We start from the raw sequence: 23,202 nt of genomic DNA, 5'->3' as shown, positions 1-23,202 counted from the left end.
ATATAAAAATCTTTTTTGGAGAATTCTCGGTTTTGTATTTATCATAGACTCAGTCACCGCGCTCGATTACGAAAATCAAAGGTGATGGAGTGCTCGTTTTTCACGAGTGTATCGAAATCTCCACTATTGTGACTTCGATACCATTTTCTCCCGAAAATCACTCAGCCAAGAGCTTAATAACAATCCATTTTTAATTGCTTGCGGTGTTCGTAATAACACAAAGCTTTTTGATTGTGGATTAAACCGATTTTATTTAAGGAATGCAAGACCGCTTCCTGCATTACAATAGAGCCACAAATCATAAACACCGTTTTGTTCTTTAAAGCTTCGGCGATAAAGGCAGCGTCTTGCATCAAAAGCTCTTGCACGTAGGTTCTCTCTTCTTGTTCTTCTCTAGAAAATGCGAGTTTTAAGCTGCTTAAACTTTTATTGGCTAGGGCTTTTTGAGTCCGTGCTGCATAAGGTTCAAAAGTTTGCTTGGTACGCCCGCCCCAATACAAATGCAAGTCTTTATGTTTGTTTTGAGCCATCATTCCTAGAAAGGGGCCAATTCCTGTTCCCGTGGCAATCATAATCACTTGCTTGCTGCGTTTAGGCAAATGAAAGGCTTTATTTTTTACAATCCCTGCGCTTAAGTTTTCTGATTTATTTACGTTGTTAAGCTGATTGGAAACCACTCCTTTTTCATGGCGTTTTACCGCCAAAATCATTTCATTTTTATCGATTTTTCCAATGGAATATAAACGTTCTCGGTCATCTTCTTTAGCAATAATAGACAACAAATCTCCCGACTTAAACTTGAGTTTTTTATCGGATTTCAATTGAATCAAGAAGGTGTTTTCTAGGCTTTTGTCGGAGGTTGTTTTTTCGCTACACGCCAACTGATGTTGTTGTAGTTTTCTAGGTTTTAAAATGTTTTTGGGAACCCTGAGCGGGAGCTGCTCTTTTTTGCCCCAACCCAACATCCATTGGGTAAAAGCTTCTGTTGATTGGTTATTGATGGTTGTCAGCGGGTTTTTTTCTTCGGCTTTTTCTAAGGTATTCAGAAAAGCTTCCGTTTGGTATGCAAAAGCACAAAAATGCGGATAGCTTCTAGAGCCAAATCCGAGTATGGAATAGTTGAAATTTTGCTGCTGCGGATGTTTTTCTAGTAATTTTTCAAAATTTTTGGCATTGGCGGGAGCTTCTCCGTTTCCGTAAGTAGCGGTCATCAAAATAAGATGTTCCATCGCCGGAAAGGTTTGGTAAGCATTCATTTCAGAGAGGTACACTTTATGGCCAAGCCGAATGATTTCCGCGTAAAGCGCATTGGCAAAACTCAGGGTAGTTCCGCCTTCAGATCCTACCAAAATCACGTATTTGCAAACCTCTTTTTTATAATGATTCCGAATGCGACTTCGACGGCGTTTGAACATAATTTTGAAGCCGGAAAATATAAAAAATAAGATCCCTATACTGGCTAAAATCAACACCAGCGACCAAAGAATACTACCTTCTCCCGTATGCAGCTTGAAACTATAATACGCGATTAGCGAAGAGAATGGATATTCATAACTGCTGATGATTTCCCCGTCAAACTGATTGACAATAAGTTCTTTTTGCTGCAATTGCAAGGTGAAATAATCTTCCGGAAACGGAGAAAATGGAAATTCTAAGCGTCTTAAATCGCCCAGATTGTATTTCTTAAAAGCGGGAAAATCCAGCACGTCTTTCTGGGTGCTTTCTTCCAGTGTTTCGGGATTAAAATTTTGTTCAACCTTGAACGACGGAATAATATTAAATTGCTGTAAACTCAGATAAACACCGCTAAGGCTAAGGATTAAAATCGGAATCAATAACCACCGACCGAAAACGACATGTAAATAAGGATAAAAACTGTCTTTTATAATGGGCGAAAAGAAATTTTTAAATCCGCCTTGACGTTTCATCGTGAGCGCAATTCCGCTAAGGGCAATAAAACAGAGTAAAAAAGCGACTAGTCCTATAAAAAATCGTCCGACAGATTTTAAGAAAAGGGAGCGGTGTAAAGTTTTGGCGAACTGAAAAATAGGATGTGAGGCTTGTTTTTCTCCTAGACTTTTTCCGGTTTCTGGCTGAATATACAACACTTGATTTTTACCAGCCTCATCCATTACCGAAGCGGTAAATACATGATTCCGATTTACTTCTACCCAAAGAACTTCTTCGTGTTCCTTGTTTAAATTTTGAAGCGCCTCTGCCAGAGAAATTTCTTCCAGATGATTGGAAGAATAGTCTTGAACCTGAATATTGATAGGCTCCAATGCCAAAACGATCCCCGTAAGGCTAGCCAATACCAGAAAAGCAAAACTGCTAATAGCTAATGCTAAGTGACTGTATCTCCAAAAGGATAGGCTCATAAAAGTACTGGCGTTGAATTTTAATGTTGTCTAAGTTTTTTGTCACTTCGAGTGATTTCGATTTTTATCGGGATTGTATCGAGAAGTCTTACTAATTGCCTCTGTTCTCGATACAAAATTTGATTCGCTATCGCTCCTCAAATTTTACTCTAACTGACAGGAATTATTGCTTCAGCATTCTTACGTATCGAATATAACCAGTTCCTTCTTGTTTAGCTTTTAGATTGGCCGCATTTAATTCGAATTGAAGATCACTGGCGTGGTAATCTTGATCTTCCACAGCGGTTTCAAAACGAATGCTATACCCTGCATCGATTTTATCACTCGGGATTTCGATAACTTTAATTGCCCGTTGTCCGCCGCTAATTGTGGCTCCGGTGATACCATCTATTTTTTCTTCTTTTTGTTGAAAATGTGCATACCATTGGGTAATGTCTTTATACCATTCGGGGTCATCGCCCATGACTTGCAAGGTTTCTACATATTCGCCTTTTTCATCGAGTAAGGAAACCACCACATAAGCCCCCTCGCCTTCATAATTTTTTAATTGTACGAGGCATTTGTAGTTATCTGTTGGCGGCGTGGTAAAAGCCATTAATCCAAAAATGGCCATTCCTAAAACTAAAGCTGCTTTTTTCATAAGGTATTATTATTTATATATCCGCTTTCATTCCTATAATTAGTTTTTGTCACCTTGAGCGCCAGCCCGAAAGAATTCATTCTGGCGGGGCAGTCGAAAGGTTAAACAAAAACGTCTCGACTTAAGCCTGTCTTGAGCCGAAACGAATGACTCGACGTGACATTAGCACTACTATTTGATTAAAAGGACACTAAACGGATATGCAATTATTTATTATTTTAAAAACATAATTTCATCCGTATTCAAGAGCTCATTTTCTTGCGCAAGATCATAGGCGCTTTCTTCAAACTCTGTTTTCAAGTTTTTATCGGCTCCCATAGCGATTAAAGCTTTCATGAGTTTGGTGTCTTTGGCGGTTAAAGCGGTTTTATGCAATACGCTAAGCCCTTCGTTATTTTGAGCGTTGATGTTTACTCCGCTTGTTTTAACGCGTTTAAACAGCGCTAAATTCTCTTTATCTGCTGCATAATGAAACAGTGTATTGCCATTTTCTTGCGTAGCGGTAAAGTCTACTTTCGCTACTTCTAACATTTCCCACTTTTTATGGAAATCTTCTGCATCTCTTTGGCGATAACCTTGTACCAATAATGCGGCCAGATTGTTTCCTTGTGCATCTTTTATGTGCGCCTTGGCTTTATGATCTAATAAATATGCCACAACTTCTGATGTATTTTGGGCTACTGCTAAGCTAAGTGCGGTATGTCCTGCTGCATTTTGCTGATTGATCTTCTTGGTGCGTTGCCCCAACCACTTTACATTTTCTAAATTATTACGGGAAGCAGCATACATTAACGGGGTATTCTTATCTGCATCCAAGGCGTTGATATCTATATTGAAATCCGTAAAGAAATCCAACACTTCTTGCTGTTTATTATTTCTCGCTAATAAATGATATAGGTTCTTTCCTTCTTGATCTATTTGCTTCGGATTTATTTTTAAGTCGACTAGATACTTAAAGAAGTCTAGAGAATTTCCTTCCCCTCGAGTGGGTTGAGCGGCCATTAACAAAGCGTTGGTTCCATCTTTGTTCGTGTCTTTATAAGAAAGTCCTTTTTTAATTAATTGCTTTATAAGCTTTTGGTTTCCGGAGGCTGCAGCATAATCAATCATATTTTTGCCTTGCTGATCGGTGTGTTCTAAAGAAAGTCCCTTCTTAGTAAAATAGTTTAAATCTTTAAGCTCTTCTACACTTCCTGCCAAGACCAAAAGCACATTAACTCCCTTGGGATTAGCATAGTTTACCTCTACGCCATTTTTGATGAGTAGGTCATAAAGTTTTGGATTCGTGATTCCGCCTCTGGCCGTAAACATAATGGGACTATACAAACGGTTATCATACACATCTGCTTTTGCCCCTTGTTTAAACAAGTGTTCTACCAAAGGAAGGTTTTCTTTATTGGCGGCCCAAAAAAGATAAGTTCGTTCATCGTGCGTGGGTTTATTCACGTCATTGCCTTCTAGGCTTAACAAATATTTTACGGTTTCTAAAGGCGCATGGTTCAGTATAGCATAGGTCGTTGCATCAAATCCTCGCGCATTCCCGTGAATAGGGTCATTTCCCTTTTTGATTAGATCTTTGACTTGCTGCACGCTGGTTTTAGCGTTCCAAAAATCGCCATCCCAAAACGTATTTTCTTGTGCAAAGCTGCTGAAACTAATCAGTAACAATAAACTAAGGCTAAGTATTTTTTTCATTGTAAATTATTTTAACCCCTCCGCCTTCGGCACTATGCCTTCCTCTCGTTTCACTCGTCGGAGGCAAGGAAAAAAAGGGAGCTTGGGGTTGAGGTTTGATTTTTTTATTTTGAGTGATTCCGATTTTTTATCGGAATTGTATCGAGAAGTCTTGGTACACCCAATTGTTCTCGATACACTGTTTTTTCTTCACTATCGTTACAAAAAATCAGCACCTGCCTACCGCAGGCAGGCTCGAACTGACAGTGGATTAATAAACTCCTAAATAAAATGAGTCGGCACCATTATCTAATTCTGCTCCGACTTCAAAAGCATCAGGAGAAGTGCTGGTAGGATCAAATTTATAAATATTCCCTTGCTGACCTAGTGGCGTGATGGCCATATTGAATTTACCGTCTTTTCCTACTACTCCAGACTGGTAATACCACATCCATAAATTATCGGGTAAATTCATCTTTACAGCTGTTCCGCTATAGATATCTATTCTAGCAACGCCCCAAGCTGCTTGCTCTTTATCTTTACCTAAGGTCGCATCATAATAAGGTACATAGCCAATTCCGTTTCCTACATAAAACCAACCATTGGCTCCAACTTCTTGCATTCCTAAAGCTTGCGCTAAATCTAATTCGTATCCGTTGTCATAATCACCATTGGCAATTTTCAACACTTTTGCAGGATTACTGGTAAGGTGGTAAATATCTCCTGCTTCATCTGCATGGTAAACCGGCGTGCGGTAACCATAAGTAGATCCTAAAGCATTTTCTGACTGGATGAATTCTAAATTGGTTAGCGATGGATAATCGACTACCATCGTCGTTGCTTTATAGGTTTCTAAGTTTACATTTTCTCCTGTTGCAGGATCAAACTGACGCATAGCCACTCCATAATAAGCTTTTCCGTTTTTAATGGTAGGATTGTCTATTCTCCAGATGTGGTAATTTTCGTCAAAACTTGGAATTTCCAAGGTGTTATTTTCTTCTAAGGTCATTCCGTCTAATCCCACATTCTGTAAGATGGCTTCAGATTTTGTGAAGGTGTAGTTTTCGTTTTCATCATACTGGTTTTCAGTATTGATGGTATGCACCAAGGCATTGTCTTTGCTTACGACCGTCCATCTTGGATAAGCCGTTCCCATCGCGATTTGCACATTGGTTTCGGTTAACATGGTGTAGTTAGCACCGCCGTTTACTTTGTACTTATAAATCATTCCTCCACCGTAGCTTAGGTTATATAAGTAATCTCCAGACGGAGAACCGTAGATTCTCGCCGTACGTACCGATGGCACTTCAAAGCCTTCCCCATTAAAAGAAATTTCTCCTTCAGAAATATTTTCGAGCGCCTGAGCGTAGGTTCCTGAATTTCCTTCAGAACTTACGCCAAAGACCACATTATAATAAGATTGCTCTCCGGTTGGGGGCGTAGGTGTAGAGACAGAATCGTCGTCACTGCTACAACCAATTAAGGTTCCTGATAATAATGCGACTCCCATTAAGCCTGCTTTGGCAGTAGATAAAAAATTTATTTTCATGGTTTTCAATTTGGGTTGTTTAAAAATTAGATTGCTTTATAAGTTAATTTCAAGTAAAATGCGCGTCCGGGTTTTTGTAAAGCCCAATTGTCAAATACCTGTTGATCTGTAATATTTTTGGCGTTTACTCCAATGGTAAGTTTTTGGTTCATCATACTATAATTCACGCCAAAACTATGAATAGCTTGGGTGGGAATGTAAGCTTTACCCTTACTGGCAAGGCTTTCCCAGTTTCTAAAAAACTCGTGGGTGTACCCGAAATTATAATTCACATTAAGGTTGTTTCCCTTTTTAAGTACATCGAGAAACTTATATTCCGCATAGGTATTAAGCGTTAAATAGGGCGCGTTTCGCAAGCGGTCTCTGTAATAAACGTATTCAGAACCGTAATCATCATATTGGAGGTTATAACGAGCGTTAAAATTAGAAAAGTTGGCAGTCAAGTTAAACCGCTTGTTGTAGTTATAATTCAATTCTACATCTACGCCTGTACTTCTTACTTTCCCCAAGTTCTCAAAACCATACTTGTCGGTGATATTGCTGCTAATACCGCGAACAATCATATCGCTAATGTCTCTTAAAAAGAAATTCACATCGGCTTTAAGTCGGTGTTTTTTATAGACGAAATGACCAAAGGAAGCCCCTAAATTTAGGTTGTTGCTTTTTTCTGGTTTCAAATCATAGGTAGGTAAAACATTTTCACTGGTATTCCCAAGCAATTCAAATATTCCAGGCATTCTAATGGCTTTTTCAGCAGAGCTCATCAGTAATATTTTTGGGGTGAGTTCGTAAGATAATGCCAAGCCATATCCGTTATTATGAATAGACTTGTCATATTTAATTTCAGTAATAGTGTTGTTGTTATTTTTCTGAAGGTCTGTCAGTTCTACTTTCTGTCGGTAATTCTTATAGAAAGCGGTAGTGGTTAGTTTTTCATCAAAAAAAGCAGCTTCATAGGTAAAACTCCAGATGGTTTTACTTAAAAAACGCGTATCTAATAATTCATTCTCTGCTTTTGGCAATTCGGGATCATCAATATCGCGGGTAAATTGGTTGTAAAAGAAGTTTGTTTTTAAGTAATGGTTCTCCATAAACTCATAAGAGAGACCGGTTCTATTGGCTAAGTTTTTTTCATCGTTATTGGCTAGGGTTGAACGCCCTGCTTCTCCGCCAGAATTATTCCAGTTGACGGGGTCGCCGTTTTGATCGCGTATAATTTCTCCAAACCAATTATACATCACGGGAACCGTATCAATCACCTTTCGGTTGGTTTGGGAATAGGAAGTAAAGGTATTTGCAGATAAGCCTTTGGTAAATAAATCTTCTTTGGTGTAACGCAGGTTGATCATCTTACTGTCGCTTTCGCTACGTCTGTTTCCATACACCACATCCATCGTGGCTCCGGTTTGAATATCTTTTTTTATATCGGAATACAATAAACCTAAGGTCAACTCATCTGCCCAAGATTTATCGCGTACACCAATATCTGCTTTTATGCCTTTAGACTCAAACGTATCGTGAAACCGGTCTGCTTTCACATATTTTACTTTTCCTGTCTGCGGATTAACCACGTATACATTATCGCCATATACTTCATAATTATTATCGGTATAGGTGTAAAATGCAGAAATTTGGGTATTGATACCGGTTTTTTCGTGGTAATAATTTCCTTGAACATCCGCTTGATGGGTATTAAAAGAACCAAAGGTGTAAGCTGCGGTGAGGCTATTTTTATTTTCTTTTTTCAAGATTACATTGATTCCGCCTCCCAAGGCGTCTTCGGTCAATTCGCCTGGTAAAACTCCTTTATATACTTCGATACGTTCTATCATGGACGGCGGAATGCTACTTAAGGAAAAAGCTTTTCCATAATTCCGAATGGGGATACCATCAATAAAGACGCGAACCGAATTGCCCGATAAACCGTTGAGGTTAAAATTAATATCCGACCCAAGACCGGCCGATTGTCTTATTTTGACTCCAGCCGATCGGTCTAAAATCTCGGTAGTACCCAAACTTTGCAGGGCTAACTCTTTTGTGGAAACTACCTCAACACTATATCCTTTCTCTTTGGTGAGCCTTCCTTTTGACTTAGTCTTTATAATAACATCTTCCAACGCAAAGTCTTCCTCTTCTTGCAGCTGAATATGCAAAACATCAGATTCATACCTAAGGTCTGAAGTGACTTTAATTTCATCTTTTCCAAAAGGCTGAATGATGACGTGATAAATAGCAGGCTCTAAATTTTTTAGAATAAAGGCTCCTTCCTCTCCGGTATAAACAGATTTGCCGTTTTCTTTAATATAGATCAAGGCAGAAACAACGGGATTTCCGTCTTTAAAGAGAACTTCTCCAGAAAGCTGTTTCAGTTGCGATGCGTCTTTTTGCGCCAAAACATCTTGTGCCCCGGCACTCACTAAAAATAATAAGAAAAAAAATCGCTTCATTCAGTTTTTTTTATCTGTATTGAGTCTAAATAAACGCAAATATATAACTTTATGTAGAACTGGTATAAATAAGCTGAAAGAATTATTTTAAGTACTTTGGACGTGAAGTTTAATCAAAACAAGAGTTTTTATGGCTTTTTTTAGGGAAAAGAGAGTTTTTGGATTTTTGAAATGCAGATGTTGAGGTGTTTTTAGCCTCTTAGCCTTCATATCCGTAAATTTGTTAAAGTTTGAAGCGCTAGTGATTAGATATAGTTTTCTTTAAAAAATCACGCATTCATCGTGCTCGATTACTAGAATTAAGGATTTCTAGGTATTTGCTTTTCCTACAACTAAAGAATATAGATTAGCAATTCTCGAAAACAAATAGCAATTAAAAAAAGTATAACTTGTAGAGCCTATGCAAAAGTTCGATAAAAATGAAAGAGTGAAGCCAAATAGGAGCCTAACAAGCCAATAATGACAGTGCCACAAAATTTACTGTCACAATAGATGGTGAATGGGTTTGTTTGATATATTAAAAACGGACAAGAAAAATAAGAATGGCACAGCGTGGCAATATACTAATAGCAAGATAATATATTCATAGCAAAAATAATTGCATCAACCAGTTAGCTCTGTAGGAGCGATATAAATTTAAGATGGCAAACACATACACAAAATTATATTTTCATATTGTATTTGCAGTAAGAGGTAGAAGCAATCTCATCTCAATAAATTGGGAAGAAGAGTTGTATAAATATATTACGGGTATTATTTCTAATAAAAATCAAAAATTAATGATTGTCAATGGAATGCCAAATCATATTCATCTTTTAATTGGTACAAAACCGAATTGTAATTTATCTGATTTGGTTAGAGATATAAAAGCCAATTCATCGAAATGGATAAATGAAAAAAGATTTGTGAGAGAAAAGTTCGAGTGGCAGAGAGGATTTGGGGCATTTACGGTTAGCCAGTCAGGTGTAAGTAATGTGATGAAATATATTAAAGGTCAAAAGAAACATCATAATCAGAAAACATTTAGAGAAGAATATATTGAATTTTTAAAAACGTACGAAATCGATTTTGATGATAAATATGTTTTTACCAATGATTAATTTCGCTCCTATGGAGCTATTAATATTCCGCTTCTACGAAGCTGCACTCGATTAACTCTTAAAATTTCGCCACGTTGTGGCTATTAATATTCCGCTCCTCTGGAGCTGCACTCCATTACTTTAAAAAATCAGCAGTACGGCAATAGTTTACCCCTTGTTCTTTCAATTCTTCCTGTTGTTGTTGATAGGTGTTTTCGTCTAGTGCACGTACGGCATCTTCAAATACGACGCATTCAAAACCTTCCGCTAAGGCATCTTTTATAGAGAAATACACACAAATATCGGCGGCAAGACCGGTAAAATAAAGCTCGGTGATTCCTTTTTCTTTTAGATAGCCTGCCAAGCCCGTACTTTTTTGATGGGCGTTGTCATAAAAAGCCGAATAACTATCTAATGCAGGATTGGTTCCTTTTCTAAAAATCGTCTCTACCTTCTGAGTATGTAGATTAGGATGAAACTCAGCTCCTGTAGTGTTTTGAACGCAATGCGCAGGCCATAAAGTCTGCTCCAGACCTTCTAGCCGAATAATTTGAAATTCTTTCTTTCCTAAATGATTTTTTGCAAAGCTCACGTGACTAGCGGGATGCCAATCCTGACTGGCAATGACCAAATCAAAATGCAGTTGCACTGCATTTACAGGCGCTACAATTTTGTTTCCGTTGGGGACTGCCAAAGAACCCGTAGGCATAAAGTCGTTCTGAATATCGATGAGTAATAAAGCTTTCATACGTAAATACTATAAAGATTTATGCAATTTTATAAGTCGGTCGCGCTCTTCTTTTAGCTGCTCGCTAATTCCCACTTTATAGTGGTGCGGATTGTTAAAGCGTTTATATTCTGTAGGTAATTGCGCAAAACGCTTTTCACGGTAATCGGCAATTTCTTGTAGAGTTTTGGTTGCAAAGCTGCGTTCTCCTTTTTCCATCACGGGTTGTAACAAAGCCTCTCGTTGCAATCCGGTAAGTCGCATACTTTTATAGACCTCAAAAGGATGCTCCATGACTTCAAAAGAACCTTCAGAAGTTAATCCAATCGCATCAGAACCTACCCATTCGCCTTTATCATTTTTCAAACGGTATACTTGCTTGGCATGTGGCATGGTTATTTTTGCTATATTTTCTGAAATTTTTATGCGGGGCTTGCCGTCATAAAAAGCCAATTTATAGACGCCTCCTAGAGCAGCATCGGGTTTTCCTATGACCAAATTGGTCCCTACACCATAAATATCAATAGGCGCTTGTTGTTCTTGCAAACTTTTAATCACATATTCATCCAACTGATTGGAAGCTGCAATCTGGACATAATCCAGGCCTGCTTCATCCAACAATTTTCTGCTCTGCTTGGCAAAATATGCCAAATCTCCGCTATCTAAACGAATTGCCAATAAACGCTGTCCACGGACTTCCATTTCTTTAGCAACGGTAATCGCGTTGGGGACGCCACTTTTTAAGGTGTTGTAGGTATCTACCAACAACACGCAATTTTTAGGTCGATGCTCGGCAAAATCCCGAAAAGCCTGCAATTCATCGCCGTAACTTTGGATAAAAGAATGCGCCATAGTTCCCGAAATAGGGAGCCCAAAATTTTTCCCAGCCAAAACATTGCTGGTGCCATTAAACCCGCCAATAAAAGCCGCCCGAGAAGCATAATACCCTCCGGGACCGTGCGCACGCCTAAGTCCGAAATCTAATAAGGTGCGGTCTTTAGCGATGTAGCGCATTCGGCAAGCTTTGGTGGCAATTAAGCTCTGGAAGTTGAGCATATTCAGAAGAAAGGTTTCTATCAGTTGGGCTTCAATTAAAGAAGCTTCCACCCTAAGAATAGGTTGGTTAGGAAATACTACATCCCCTTCTAGTACTGAAAAAATACTTCCGCGAAAGCGAAAATCTTTTAAATATTCCAAAAAAGAAGCATCAAAATTCTGTGTTTTTAAGTAGTCCAAATCTTCTTCCGTAAAGCGGAATTCCTTCAAACTATCGAGCACATTCTCCAGGCCGGCAAAAATAGTGTAGCCGCCGTTAAACGGATTTTTTCTAAAATAATAATCAAACACAGCCTGTTGGGAATGCCTGTCTTTTTTAAAATAGACCTGCGCCATACTCAGCTGGTACAAATCGGTATAAGTTGCGGTATATAAGGACACGTTCTTGTTTTTTTCAAAGATAGGGAATTGCGGGAACTCTGCGTTAAAATGGAAAAACAAGAAGTTGAAGTTGAAATTGAAGATGAAACTGAACTTTCTTTTGAAAATCACTCAGCCACCGCCCTCGATTACGAAAATCATAGGTCATTGAGTGCTTGCGCTAGCAAGTGTATCGAAATGTCCGGTTTTGTGGCTTCGATACAATTTTCTCTCGAAAATCACTCAGCCACCGCCCTCGATTACCAAAATCATAGGTCATTGAGTACTTGCGATAGCAAGTGTATCGAAATGTCCGGAATCAAAAATCCCCAATCCCCAATCAAAAATCTCCAATCTTCTACCTCTTTCGTTTCTCTTTAAAAAAACGTTTCAATAACTCTGAGGATTCTTCTGCTAATAAGCCATAGCTGATGTTGGTTTTGGGATGTATTTTTCCGCCTTGAGCGCGAAAACCACGTTCGGGATCCTCTGCGGCTACAACAACCTTATCAATCTGACTCCAATACAAGGCGCCGGCGCACATCTGGCAAGGCTCCAAAGTAACATACATGGTACAGTCTTTAAGGTATTTTCCGCCAAGGTAATTCGCTGCTGCGGTAATGGTTTGCATCTCGGCATGGGCGGTGACATCTTGTAACATTTCGGTGAGGTTGTGTCCTTTGGCAATAATAGTATTTTGACTTACGACAAGGCATCCCACGGGGATTTCTCCGCGTTCATAAGCAGTTTCGGCTTCTTGTAAAGCCTTTTTCATAAAATAGGTATCATCAAAAGGAGTAAGCATAAGCAATTATTTCACTACAAGTTTTACCTTTGCAAGATATGGAAAGTGTCCTTTTAAAACAGATCAACTCCCCCAAAGATTTAAGAAAGCTCTCTAAAGCTCAATTAAATGCTTTGGCAGCCGAATTGCGCGAATTTATTATCGATGTGGTGTCTACTAAAGAAGGACATCTTGGCGCCAGTTTGGGCGTCACCGAATTAACGATTGCCCTACATTACTATTTTAATACGCCCTATGACCAACTCATTTGGGATGTGGGTCACCAAGCTTACGGACATAAAATTCTTACCGGAAGAAGAGACGTTTTTGAAACCAACAGAAAGCTTAACGGCCTTAGCGGATTTCCCAAACGCTCAGAAAGTGAATACGATACTTTTGGCGTTGGACACAGCTCTACATCGATTTCGGCAGCTTTGGGAATGGCCATTGCTTCGCAGCTTAAAGGGGAAACTGAAAAGCGGCATATCGCGGTAATTGGCGATGCGTCTATCGCTAGCGGAATGGCCTTTGAAGGTCTTAACCACGCCGGAGTAACCAAGGCGAATCTTTGGGTGATTTTAAACGATAATGCCATGGGCATAGATCCTAGCGTAGGCGCGTTGAAGGAATATTTGTTAAAAGCAAAAGTAGGTAAACGGCCCAAGCAGGATAATGTGATTGAGGCACTTAATTTTCATTATGCAGGACCCGTAGATGGGCATAATTTTGAGGCTTTGCTTCACGCTTTCGCGGAATTGGAGCAGGTAGAGGGACCTAAATTCTTACACGTAATTACCAAAAAAGGAAAAGGCCTACAAAAAGCGGAAGAAGATCAAGTGCGTTACCATGCGCCCGGAAAGTTTGATAAAATAACCGGAGAAATTCTAAAAAGCACCGAAACCAATTTACCTCCAAAATACCAAGATGTCTTCGGACTTACGTTACTGGAACTCGCGGAAAAAAATGAAAAGATTATAGGAATTACGCCTGCCATGCCTACGGGAAGTTCCTTAAAATATATGATGCAAAAGTTTCCCGAAAGAGCTTTGGATGTCGGGATTGCCGAGCAGCATGCGGTGACACTTTCTGCAGGGATGGCGACCCAAGGAATGCTCGTTTTTTGTGCGATTTATTCTACGTTTCTACAACGCGCTTACGACCAGATGATTCACGATGTGGCTTTGCAAAATTTGCCTGTTATTTTTTGTATTGATAGAGCCGGATTGGTAGGCGAAGACGGCGCTACACATCACGGCGTTTTTGATATCGCTTACCTACGTTGCATTCCTAATCTCATAATTGCAAGTCCGTCGAATGTTATCGATTTACGCAACTTACTTTATACCGCTTCTTTAGGTATTAAAAATCCCATTGCGATTCGCTACCCAAGAGGGAGAGGGGATCATACCGATTGGCAAAAAGAATTTAAAAAAATACCCTTGGGAAAATCTAAATATTTGCTGAACGGAAGTCAAGTTGCGGTGATTGGCGTAGGTTCTTGTGTGATTGATGCCAAGAAAGCCATTGCCCAAACTGAAGACTCCTCCAAGTATTCGTTAATCGATTTGATGTTTATAAAACCTCTGGATGTCGAGTTCTTAAAAGAAGTCTTGCGAACCTATCAACATGTAATCATTGTAGAAGACGGAAGCAAAAAAGGAGGCGTAGGCGAAGAAATCGCTCAATTGGCATTGCAAGAGAAGTTTAAAGGAAAAGTGATTCTCTTAGGTATTCCAGATCAATTTATGCATCACGGCACCACCGAAGAATTAAAAGACTTGGCAGGTATTTCTAGTGGCGCGATTTTAAAAGTGTTGAAAGGATTGGAGTAGTTTACTTTCTTCCAAAATCGGCTGGGATTTCTCCCCATTCTTTGGTATTCCATTTAAGGATTTTGGTAGATACGCGGTTAGTGTTTAGCCAGGCTTCAGCACGGTCTACTAATTTAAAGATGTCTTCGTTTTTTTTACTTCGGGGGAGTTTGGTATTGCAATTTTTTTTGCGCACCCAACTCATGGCGATTTTAGAATCGGAGTAAATGACTCTGTCGCTGTTTTTGTTTTTTAGTAAAGCTAAGCCGTGAACCAAGGCTAAAAATTCTCCTATATTATTGGTGCCTTGGGTAAAAGGTCCCTGATGAAAGAGTTGCTCTTTGGTTTGAGTATCTACGCCTCGGTATTCTACTTTCCCTGGGTTTCCGCTAGAAGCAGCATCTACCGCGATGGAGTAAAAATTGACTTCTTCGGTTATTTTTTGCTGCTGTTGGGCAGAGGTTTTGTTTTTATCTCTTTTGGGCGTGATAAAATCCGCGTAAGCGCCATTAAATGCTTTTTTTGCTTCTGCTTGGGTGGCAAAAGACTTGAATTGCGCACCTTGATAGCCTTGAATGGCAACTTTACAATCTGCCCATGACTTATAAATACCTTCTTTATGGCCTTTCCAGACCACGTAAAACTTTTTTTTCTTTTTACTCATGGGTAAGGAGTCCTTCAATGACTTTTACAAAATGCTCGTGTTCTAATGTATGGATTCTTTTTTGTAAAGAAGCGATGGTTTCATTTGCGTTAAGCGCAATCTTTTCTTGGGCTATGATTTCACCTTCGTCATATTTTTCATTCACATAATGAAAGCTGATGCCGGTTTCTTTTTCTTTATTCTCTAAAACCGCTTGGTGAACCTTGGCTCCGTACATTCCTTTTCCGCCATATTTAGGTAAAAGAGCAGGATGTAGGTTAATAATTTTATCGGGGAACTTTTCGATGATGTTGGAAGGCATCATCCATAAAAATCCGGCCAAAACAATAAGGTCTGGATCAATATCTTTTAATAAATTTAAGACTTCATTGGTTTGATAAAACGCATCTCTATCAAAATGTAAGGCATTTACTTCTAATTCGTGTGCCGTTTTTAAAACGGGTGCTTTTATGTTGTTGGAAAAAACATGAGTCACTTTTACTTGTTGGGAATTAGAGAAATACTCGATAATTCGCTTAGCATTAGAGCCTTGCCCAGAAGCAAAGATGACTATTTTCTTGATATGGGGGTTGTTATTTAATTCTAAAACCATAATTTTCACAAAATATTAAAAGGTAAAAATAGCTATTAGCGTAAAAATACGTAAATTGACACCACATTTTTGGCATTAAAACTTGTTTTAATATAAAGTTTTTTATTTTTGCCACTTAATTAAATTTAAAAATATAAGATTATGTCAGACATTGCATCAAGAGTAAAAGCAATTATCGTTGATAAATTAGGCGTTGACGAGAACGAAGTAGTAAACGAAGCTAGCTTTACTAACGATTTAGGTGCGGATTCATTAGATACCGTAGAATTAATTATGGAATTCGAAAAAGAATTTGATATCCAAATTCCAGACGACCAAGCAGAAAACATCGCTACTGTTGGTCAAGCTGTTTCTTACATCGAAGAAGCAAAAAAATAAGAAAGCTATAGTATGGAGTTGAAGCGAGTAGTAGTTACGGGTTTAGGTGCATTAACCCCAATTGGTAACAATATTGAAGAATATTGGGATGGGTTGGTTCATGGTAAGAGCGGGGGTGCCCCGATTACCTATTTTGATACTGAAAAATTTAAAACTAAGTTCGCTTGTGAAATAAAAAACTTCGACTTTGATGCGTATTTTGATCGTAAAGAGAAAAGAAGATTAGATAGGTTTGCTCAGTATGCTATGGTAGCATCAGATGAAGCTATCCAAGATTCTTCTATCGATTTAAATACCGTTAATAAACACCGTGTTGGTGTTATTTGGGGAGCCGGAATTGGTGGATTGGAAACCTTTCAAGAAGAGGTGAAAAATTTCGCTAATGGCGATGGAACTCCGCGTTTTAACCCATTTTTTATTCCGAAAATGATAGCCGATATTGCCCCTGGTAATATTTCTATCAAACACGGATTTATGGGGCCAAACTACACAACTGTTTCGGCATGTGCATCTTCCGCAAATGCGATGATAGATGCCTTGACCTATATCCGCTTAGGTTATAGTGACGTGATTGTAACAGGAGGTAGTGAAGCAGCGGTAACACAAGCAGGGATGGGTGGTTTTAATGCCATGCATGCCCTTTCTACTAGAAATGAAAATCCACAAACAGCTTCAAGGCCTTTTGACGCTACCAGGGATGGTTTTGTCTTAGGAGAAGGAGCGGGAGCTTTAGTTTTAGAAGAGTACGAGCACGCAAAAGCAAGAGGAGCAAAAATCTATGCGGAAGTAATAGGAGGCGGAATGTCTTCTGATGCTTACCATATGACTGCTCCACACCCAGAAGGAACAGGAGTTGTAGCCGTGATGGAAAACTGTTTACAAAATGCAGGTTTAAAACCTGAAGATGTAGACGCGATTAATACGCACGGTACTTCAACCCCCTTAGGAGATGTTGCAGAGTTAAAAGCAATCACCAAGGTTTTTGGAGAACACGCTAAAGACATCAATATCAATTCTACCAAGTCCATGACTGGTCATTTGCTGGGAGCTGCTGGCGCCATAGAAGCAATTGCTTCTATTTTGGCTATGAAGCACAGTTTGGTGCCACCAACCATCAATCATGAAACGGCAGATGAAAATATTGATTCTTCTCTTAACCTTACGCTTAACAAAGCACAAAAGAGAGAAGTGAATGTCGCCATGAGTAACACCTTTGGTTTTGGAGGGCATAATGCTTGCGTACTATTTAAAAAGTTAACTGAATAATTTCATTCTATGAGTGTTATTCGAAATATATGGGGTTCCCGTTCTGAAAAGGACGGGAATTTTTTTTCTGAAGTCCAAAAGATCATCGGCTTTAAGCCTAAATCTCTTGAGGTTTATCAGAGAGCATTTACCCATAGATCTCTTCATAAAAAAGATAAGGAAGGAAATCCAGTGAGCTATGAGCGGCTCGAATTCTTAGGGGATGCGATGTTAAGCGCCGTCATTGCTGCGCATTTATTTAACGAAGTTCCGCACGGAGACGAAGGTTACCTTACCAAAATGAGGTCTAAAATAGTAAGTAGAAAACACTTGAATCAACTGGGAGAAGACCTTAACCTAATTCAATTTGTGAAAACCAACATCCCTACCAGTCAATTTGGGGCTAATATTCACGGGAATCTTTTTGAAGCTATCGTAGGAGCCATCTACCTAGATAAGGGCTATAAAAAGTGTGAAAAATTTATCTATAATGAGGTAATTGATCCTTATGTAGATATTCATCTTCTAGAAGGAAGAGTCATCAGTTATAAAAGCTTGCTCATAGAATGGTGCCAAAAGAATAAAACAAAATTTCATTATGAAATTTATGAGGACACGGGAAAGGATGAGCAACGACATTTTGCGGTGAAACTTCACTTAGATGGTAAAGTGATTGCCAAAGCAAGGGCTACTTCTAAGAAAAAAGCAGAAGAAAAAGCCTCTAAACGCGCTTACTTTGCAAATCAAGACAAAATAAATACTCGAGAGTAAGTCATAATCTTGATGATTTCTTAACTTGTATCTCTCAAATTGTTGACGAAAATTCTTATCTTTATCTTTGCGTTTAAGATGAGTAAATTATGGCCAACAAATTAATGCTTGATAGCTTTATAGAGGAAGATTTTGACCTTATCGCTATTCATTGCTCTTTAGAAGCCTACCATTTATCTTTTTTACTGAATAAAAATTTAAATTTTAGACTGAAACGGGAATTGCTAGATGTAGACTTTGCCTATAAAAAGGGAACCGCATATTATCAGTTATTCAGCTATTGCGACGATTACCAGCAATGCACTTACTATTTAGTAGAGAATAAGCATTCGATTAAAGCTTCTAATCTATATAGCGAAGGTTCTTTGTTTAAATCAGAAGATACCTATTCTACCCAATTGATTCCAGAATACAAAAAGGTAGATTATTTTTTGAAAATTGAAAATGAAGGACTGCCCGCTAATACCAAAGAATTAATTGCTGAATTACAAAAAATCACCTCAATCATAACAGCCTATAAAGTAGATTTTGATACTTTAAAATCTGTAGAAAATTTAACTTTCAATTGATGAACAAAATAAAAAAAACAAAAATTGTAGCCACTTTAGGGCCAGCAACAACTTCTAAAGCGATTCTTAAATCTATGCTAGAAAAAGGCGTAAATATTTTTAGAATCAACTTCTCTCATGCCAATTATGAAGATGTTAGAGAGCGTATTAAAACCATTCGAGAATTGAATGAAAAGTACGGTTTTAACGCTGGGATTCTAGGTGATTTACAAGGACCAAAGCTCCGTGTAGGGATTATGAAGGAAGAAGTAGTGGTTCATAAAGACGATATAATTGTTTTTGCGACAGGAAAAGAATTTAAGGGTACAAAGAAGCGTGTTTATATGAACTATGACAGCTTTCCACAAGATGTGAAGCCTAAAGAAAGAATTCTTTTAGATGATGGGAAGTTGATTTTTGAAGTTGTGAGTACCAATCAAAAAGATGAAGTAGAAGCCAAGGTGATTCAAGGTGGACCTTTACGTTCTAGAAAGGGCGTTAACCTACCAAATACAGACATTTCACTTCCGGCTTTGACCGAAAAAGACGTGGAAGATGCCAAATTTGCCATCGAGCAACAAGTAGATTGGATGGCTTTATCTTTTGTAAGAAACGCAGAAGATTTACAAGTGCTTCAAAAAATTATCGATAAGCATAGTGATCATAAAATCCCAATCGTTGCTAAAATTGAAAAACCAGAAGGCGTTAAAAATATTGATAGAATTGTTGCCCATTGTGACGGTTTAATGGTGGCTCGTGGAGATTTAGGGGTAGAGGTTCCTGCACACGAAGTTCCCTTAATTCAAAAAGAATTGGTATTAAAAGCCAAGCAAGCAAGAATTCCGGTCATTATCGCCACTCAAATGATGGAAACCATGATCACTAGTCTTACTCCAACACGAGCAGAGGTGAACGATGTCGCCAACTCGGTGATGGATGGTGCCGATGCTGTGATGTTGAGTGGAGAAACCTCTGTAGGGAAATATCCCGTTCAGGTGATTGAGAAGATGGCTCAGATTATCGGAAGTGTGGAGAATTCAGACCTTATTAAGGTACCTCATCAACCACCGCATATTCGTACCAATCGTTACATCACCAAATCTGTTTGCTATCACGCGGCTACGATGGCGAATGAAATAGACGCAAAAGTGATTTGTACGCTTACGAATAGTGGGTACACCGCCTTTCAAATCTCGGCCTGGAGGCCTACAGCCAATATTTTGGCATTTACCTCTAATAAAAGAATCCTTACGCAATTGAGTTTGCTATGGGGAGTGAAAGCTTTTTATTACGATAAATTTGTAAGTACTGACGAAACGGTAGAAGACGTAAACAAAATTGCCAAAGACAAGAAATTTGTAAAAAAGAAGGATTTTGTCATTAATCTTGCCGCTATGCCTATAGGAAGTAAAGGAATGGTGAATACCTTAAGAGTTTCAGAAATAGAATAAAAATAATCCTAACTCACTAAGAAAATCGCTTTCGGTCCTTCTCATTTGGTTAGAAAGCGATTTTCTCTATTCGTTTTTATTTGGGCGTTCCCCACGTGAAAAACGTGGGTCGGGTCTGCCTGGCGGTAGACAGGCTTTCACTACTCGCTTTTTTAGCTTTTTACAAAATTAAAAAGAGCTCAAGCACACCGCTCTATCCCTAACACGCTAAGGTTAAAATCACATTATTTTTATTGTTTTTATCTTTTTGCTTCAGATTTAACTTAAAGTGGTTGCGTTCTAAGAGTGCCAATGACTTAGCATTTTCTTTATGGGTATACGCTTCTATTTTTTGTAAATTAAGTTCATGAAAAGCATAATCAATAAGTTTTTTCAAGGCTTCATCCATAATTCCCTTGCCTTGAACATTGGTCGCCAAATCATAACCTACTTCTGCCGTAGTACCGTCTTTAGAAAAGTGCCATAGACAAATACTACCCAGCATTTTAGGATCGTCTTTAAAGCAAATACTCCAATATAATATCTCCCGGTTCCGTATTCCTTTTTGAATTTTATAGATAAAAGCCAAGGCTTCTTTTTTATTTTTGGCAGAAGACCTAGAAACATATTGATTCATTAAAGCATCGCTTCTTAAATAAGAAATCTCTTCCCAATCACGGGTTTCGAGAGATCTTAGTTGAAGTCGGGGAGTAGATAAAGACGTGAAATTTTTCATAAAAGAAAGTTACGTAAAATTTAAAAATTAGTCGTGTCCGACTAAGATATAAGACCCAGCCTTTGCCAGCTGGCAGACGCTTCCCGCCAGAATGAATTCTTTCGGGCTGGTGCTATAAGATAATAGACGTAAGATTTAATGTGTAAAATACTAATTATCGGATTTTTAAAATTATCAATGTATAGTAAATTTTAAAATAAAACTCAGCATAAAAGCAAGTGGCTGCAACCCAAAAAATAGGGCTCTTTATTATTTGCTAGAATTGACTTCAACAGATTCGAAAATATTTTAATTGGGCACTACTGTTTAAAAATCAAATTTCATCTGAACATAAACTTCTTCGGGTTCTTCGGATTGTTTTTTTGTTCTATCCTCTGTATTCAGGTTGGAAAGGGAAATTCCTAGCAATCTCACCGAATTTTTCATTTTCTCTTGGTACAAGAGTTCTTTAGCGGTTTCTAAAATAAGCTCTTTGGAAGCGATATAATAACTCAGGGTTTTGCTACGTGTTTGTAGACTAAAGTCACTGTATTTTATCTTTAGGGTAATGGTTTTGCCCGCTACTTGGCTCTTTTTTAAACGTCTTTCAATTTCTTCGGCGATATGTTCTAGACGCTCTAGCATAAAGATTTCGGAAGAAATATTTTCTAAAAAGGTACGCTCGGCACCAAGCGATTTCCGAATCCGGTTGGGTTTCACTTCACTCAGGTGAATTCCACGAACGGTGTTGTAATAATACGGTCCGCTTTTTCCAAAATTTTCTTGTAAAAACGCTAAAGATTTTCCTTTTAAATCTGCTCCAGTAAAGATTCCTAAGCTGTACATTTTGGTAGCAGTTACTTTTCCTACCCCGTGAAATTTTCTAATTTCTAAGGCCTGTATAAAATCTTCCACCTCTTCGGGATGCACCGTTTTTTGTCCGTTAGGCTTGTTGTAATCACTGGCAATCTTCGCTACAAACTTATTGATAGATATTCCTGCGGAAGCGTTTAAACCCGTTTTCTCTTTAATCTTCTCCCTTATTTCTTTGGCGATGAGCGTAGCACTGGGGTTACCTTTCTTATTTTCGGTAACATCGAGGTAAGCTTCGTCTAGTGATAGAGGCTCTACCAAATCTGTATATTCAAAAAAAATCTTACGAATGCGCTGAGAGATTTCTCGGTATCTATCAAAATTTGTTTTAACAAAAATTAGCTGCGGACAAAGTTTATGAGCTAAAGCGCCGCTCATGGCACTTTTTACACCAAACTTTCGCGCTTCATAACTGGCAGCAGCTACAACGCCTCGTTTAGAACCTCCCCCAACGGCAATTGCTTTTCCGCGTAATTCGGGATCGTCCAATTGCTCTACAGAAGCATAAAATGCGTCCATATCTACGTGAATAATTTTGCGGAGTTTCATCTTTTATACCAATTTTACCTTAAAATAAGCTATATAATTGAATGCATTTTACCAACTACTTCGTTAAAAATACTCGGCATAGCTATGGCTATGACTGCGTTTTTTGCCTTGTACTTGAAAAAATACATTTTCAAATCCAATGGCTCATTTTAAAATAGAATTGGTATTACAAAGTTAAAACATGTTTTAAGATTTGTGTGATATCCTCTAATGTTTCCTTTATCTTTATGTGATGCAGAAGAAAAAAACAGCCCTAATTCTTGGTGCCACGGGATTAACAGGAAGTACCTTACTCCAAGAGCTTCTAGTAGATGATCGTTACGCAAAGGTTAAAGTCTTCACCAGAAGAAGCTTAGGTTTTACACACCCTAAATTGGTGGAATATAAAGTGGATTTATTTCGGTTAACCGAAGAAAAAGAAAACTTTACAGGAGATGAGGTCTTTTGTTGCATAGGAAGTACGAAAAAGAAAACTCCTAATGATGAAGTGTATGAGAAAGTAGATGTAGGGATTCCATCAGTCGCAGCAAAATTATCTAAAGAAAATGGTATCGACACCTTTATAGTTATTTCAGCACTTGGGGCAGATGCCAAGAGTCGGTTTTTCTACAATCAAATGAAAGGAAAGATGGAAGCTCATGTGCTTCAGCAAAAAATAGAACATACGTACATCTTACGTCCGTCGCTAATTTCCGGGAAACGGAAAGAAAAGAGAGTTTTCGAGTCGCTTTGGAACCAACTTATGAAAGTCGCTAATGGCTTAATGATGGGCCCTTTAAAAAAATTCAGGTCTATTTCGGCACAGAGTATTGTGAAAACTATGATTGTTTTAGCGAATTCACCCCAAAACGAACCCATTATAGAATCTGAAGAGATTCATAGAATATGGAATAAAACTTAATCTAAATAACTGAAGGCATTGGTTTTAGGTT

21 protein-coding genes are annotated in these 23,202 nt (G+C 38.4%); 9 read left to right on the top strand and 12 right to left on the bottom strand.

The window, feature by feature from the left end; all coding sequences use genetic code 11:
* Positions 1–173: 173 nt before the first annotated feature.
* The 5 genes from RBU60_RS06355 to RBU60_RS06335 form a co-directional block, all read right to left on the bottom strand.
* The gene (locus RBU60_RS06355) at positions 174–2,378 is read right to left on the bottom strand and encodes a PepSY domain-containing protein (RefSeq protein ID WP_308863909.1); all 2,205 of its coding nucleotides are present in this window, start codon (positions 2,376–2,378) and stop codon (positions 174–176) included.
* Positions 2,379–2,541: 163 nt separating this feature from the next.
* Positions 2,542–3,018, bottom strand: coding sequence for a DUF2271 domain-containing protein (locus RBU60_RS06350; RefSeq protein ID WP_308863908.1), 477 nt, complete (start codon positions 3,016–3,018; stop codon positions 2,542–2,544).
* Positions 3,019–3,231: 213 nt separating this feature from the next.
* On the bottom strand, positions 3,232–4,713 hold the full coding sequence (locus tag RBU60_RS06345) for an ankyrin repeat domain-containing protein (RefSeq protein ID WP_308863907.1): 1,482 nt from the start codon (positions 4,711–4,713) through the stop codon (positions 3,232–3,234).
* A gap of 250 nt (positions 4,714–4,963) precedes the next feature.
* Entirely contained in the window at positions 4,964–6,241 is a 1,278-nt protein-coding gene (locus tag RBU60_RS06340) for a hypothetical protein (protein ID WP_308863906.1), read from the bottom strand.
* A 26-nt stretch (positions 6,242–6,267) separates the two neighbouring features.
* The gene (locus RBU60_RS06335; RefSeq protein WP_308863905.1) at positions 6,268–8,688 is read right to left on the bottom strand and encodes a TonB-dependent receptor; all 2,421 of its coding nucleotides are present in this window, start codon (positions 8,686–8,688) and stop codon (positions 6,268–6,270) included.
* A 641-nt stretch (positions 8,689–9,329) separates the two neighbouring features.
* On the opposite strand from RBU60_RS06335, the gene tnpA reads away from it, so the two are divergent.
* Entirely contained in the window at positions 9,330–9,788 is a 459-nt protein-coding gene (tnpA, locus tag RBU60_RS06330) for an IS200/IS605 family transposase (protein WP_308863903.1), read from the top strand.
* A gap of 115 nt (positions 9,789–9,903) precedes the next feature.
* On the opposite strand, the gene pncA is transcribed toward tnpA, so the two are convergent.
* Both pncA and RBU60_RS06320 read right to left on the bottom strand, forming a co-directional pair.
* A complete protein-coding gene (gene pncA / locus RBU60_RS06325) occupies positions 9,904–10,515 on the bottom strand; it encodes a bifunctional nicotinamidase/pyrazinamidase (RefSeq protein ID WP_308863902.1) in 612 nt (203 codons plus the stop codon).
* A 9-nt stretch (positions 10,516–10,524) separates the two neighbouring features.
* Positions 10,525–11,931, bottom strand: coding sequence for a nicotinate phosphoribosyltransferase (locus tag RBU60_RS06320; RefSeq protein WP_308863901.1), 1,407 nt, complete (start codon positions 11,929–11,931; stop codon positions 10,525–10,527).
* 48 nt (positions 11,932–11,979) lie between these two features.
* Here RBU60_RS06320 and RBU60_RS06315 point away from each other — a divergent pair, with 48 nt between their 5' ends.
* Positions 11,980–12,291: a hypothetical protein gene (locus tag RBU60_RS06315; RefSeq protein WP_308863900.1), complete on the top strand. Its 312-nt coding sequence runs from the start codon at positions 11,980–11,982 to the stop codon at positions 12,289–12,291.
* Here the strand turns inward: RBU60_RS06315 and RBU60_RS06310 are convergent.
* A complete protein-coding gene (locus RBU60_RS06310) occupies positions 12,269–12,715 on the bottom strand; it encodes a nucleoside deaminase (RefSeq protein ID WP_308863899.1) in 447 nt (148 codons plus the stop codon). The two genes, RBU60_RS06315 and RBU60_RS06310, sit on opposite strands and share 23 nt — an antisense overlap.
* Positions 12,716–12,753: 38 nt before the next feature.
* On the opposite strand from RBU60_RS06310, the gene RBU60_RS06305 reads away from it, so the two are divergent.
* Positions 12,754–14,526, top strand: a complete 1,773-nt coding sequence (locus RBU60_RS06305) for a 1-deoxy-D-xylulose-5-phosphate synthase (protein ID WP_308863898.1) — start codon at positions 12,754–12,756, stop codon at positions 14,524–14,526.
* A gap of 1 nt (position 14,527) precedes the next feature.
* Here the strand turns inward: RBU60_RS06305 and RBU60_RS06300 are convergent, their stop codons facing one another.
* On the bottom strand, positions 14,528–15,169 hold the full coding sequence (locus RBU60_RS06300; protein WP_308863897.1) for a ribonuclease H family protein: 642 nt from the start codon (positions 15,167–15,169) through the stop codon (positions 14,528–14,530).
* Positions 15,162–15,761 (bottom strand): phosphoribosylglycinamide formyltransferase, encoded by a 600-nt coding sequence (gene purN / locus RBU60_RS06295; RefSeq protein ID WP_308863895.1) that lies wholly within the window; start codon positions 15,759–15,761, stop codon positions 15,162–15,164. Before purN ends, RBU60_RS06300 begins: the two co-directional genes overlap by 8 nt.
* A gap of 141 nt (positions 15,762–15,902) precedes the next feature.
* On the opposite strand from purN, the gene RBU60_RS06290 reads away from it, so the two are divergent.
* From RBU60_RS06290 to pyk, 5 genes are all read left to right on the top strand, one after another.
* On the top strand, positions 15,903–16,139 hold the full coding sequence (locus tag RBU60_RS06290; protein ID WP_121906110.1) for an acyl carrier protein: 237 nt from the start codon (positions 15,903–15,905) through the stop codon (positions 16,137–16,139).
* Between the two features lie 12 nt (positions 16,140–16,151).
* Positions 16,152–17,405: a beta-ketoacyl-ACP synthase II gene (fabF, locus tag RBU60_RS06285; protein ID WP_308863893.1), complete on the top strand. Its 1,254-nt coding sequence runs from the start codon at positions 16,152–16,154 to the stop codon at positions 17,403–17,405.
* 9 nt (positions 17,406–17,414) lie between these two features.
* A complete protein-coding gene (gene rnc, locus RBU60_RS06280) occupies positions 17,415–18,155 on the top strand; it encodes a ribonuclease III (protein WP_308863892.1) in 741 nt (246 codons plus the stop codon).
* A gap of 89 nt (positions 18,156–18,244) precedes the next feature.
* Positions 18,245–18,724, top strand: a complete 480-nt coding sequence (locus RBU60_RS06275) for an IPExxxVDY family protein (protein ID WP_308863891.1) — start codon at positions 18,245–18,247, stop codon at positions 18,722–18,724.
* Positions 18,724–20,154, top strand: a complete 1,431-nt coding sequence (gene pyk / locus RBU60_RS06270) for a pyruvate kinase (RefSeq protein ID WP_308863890.1) — start codon at positions 18,724–18,726, stop codon at positions 20,152–20,154. The genes RBU60_RS06275 and pyk overlap by 1 nt, the downstream gene beginning before the upstream one ends.
* Positions 20,155–20,353: 199 nt before the next feature.
* Here pyk and RBU60_RS06265 read toward each other — a convergent pair whose 3' ends face one another.
* Together RBU60_RS06265 and dinB are read right to left on the bottom strand one after the other, a co-directional pair.
* Positions 20,354–20,869 (bottom strand): GNAT family N-acetyltransferase, encoded by a 516-nt coding sequence (locus tag RBU60_RS06265; RefSeq protein ID WP_308863889.1) that lies wholly within the window; start codon positions 20,867–20,869, stop codon positions 20,354–20,356.
* Between the two features lie 306 nt (positions 20,870–21,175).
* On the bottom strand, positions 21,176–22,270 hold the full coding sequence (gene dinB, locus RBU60_RS06260) for a DNA polymerase IV (protein ID WP_308863888.1): 1,095 nt from the start codon (positions 22,268–22,270) through the stop codon (positions 21,176–21,178).
* A gap of 232 nt (positions 22,271–22,502) precedes the next feature.
* Between dinB and RBU60_RS06255 the strand changes: the two genes are divergently transcribed.
* Entirely contained in the window at positions 22,503–23,171 is a 669-nt protein-coding gene (locus tag RBU60_RS06255; protein ID WP_308863887.1) for an NAD(P)H-binding protein, read from the top strand.
* Positions 23,172–23,202 lie beyond the last annotated feature (31 nt).

The sequence above is a fragment of the Mesonia profundi genome, from assembly GCF_031085155.1.
Lineage (GTDB): Bacteria > Bacteroidota > Bacteroidia > Flavobacteriales > Flavobacteriaceae > Mesonia > Mesonia profundi.
This window is presented reverse-complemented; position numbering and strand designations above follow the sequence as displayed.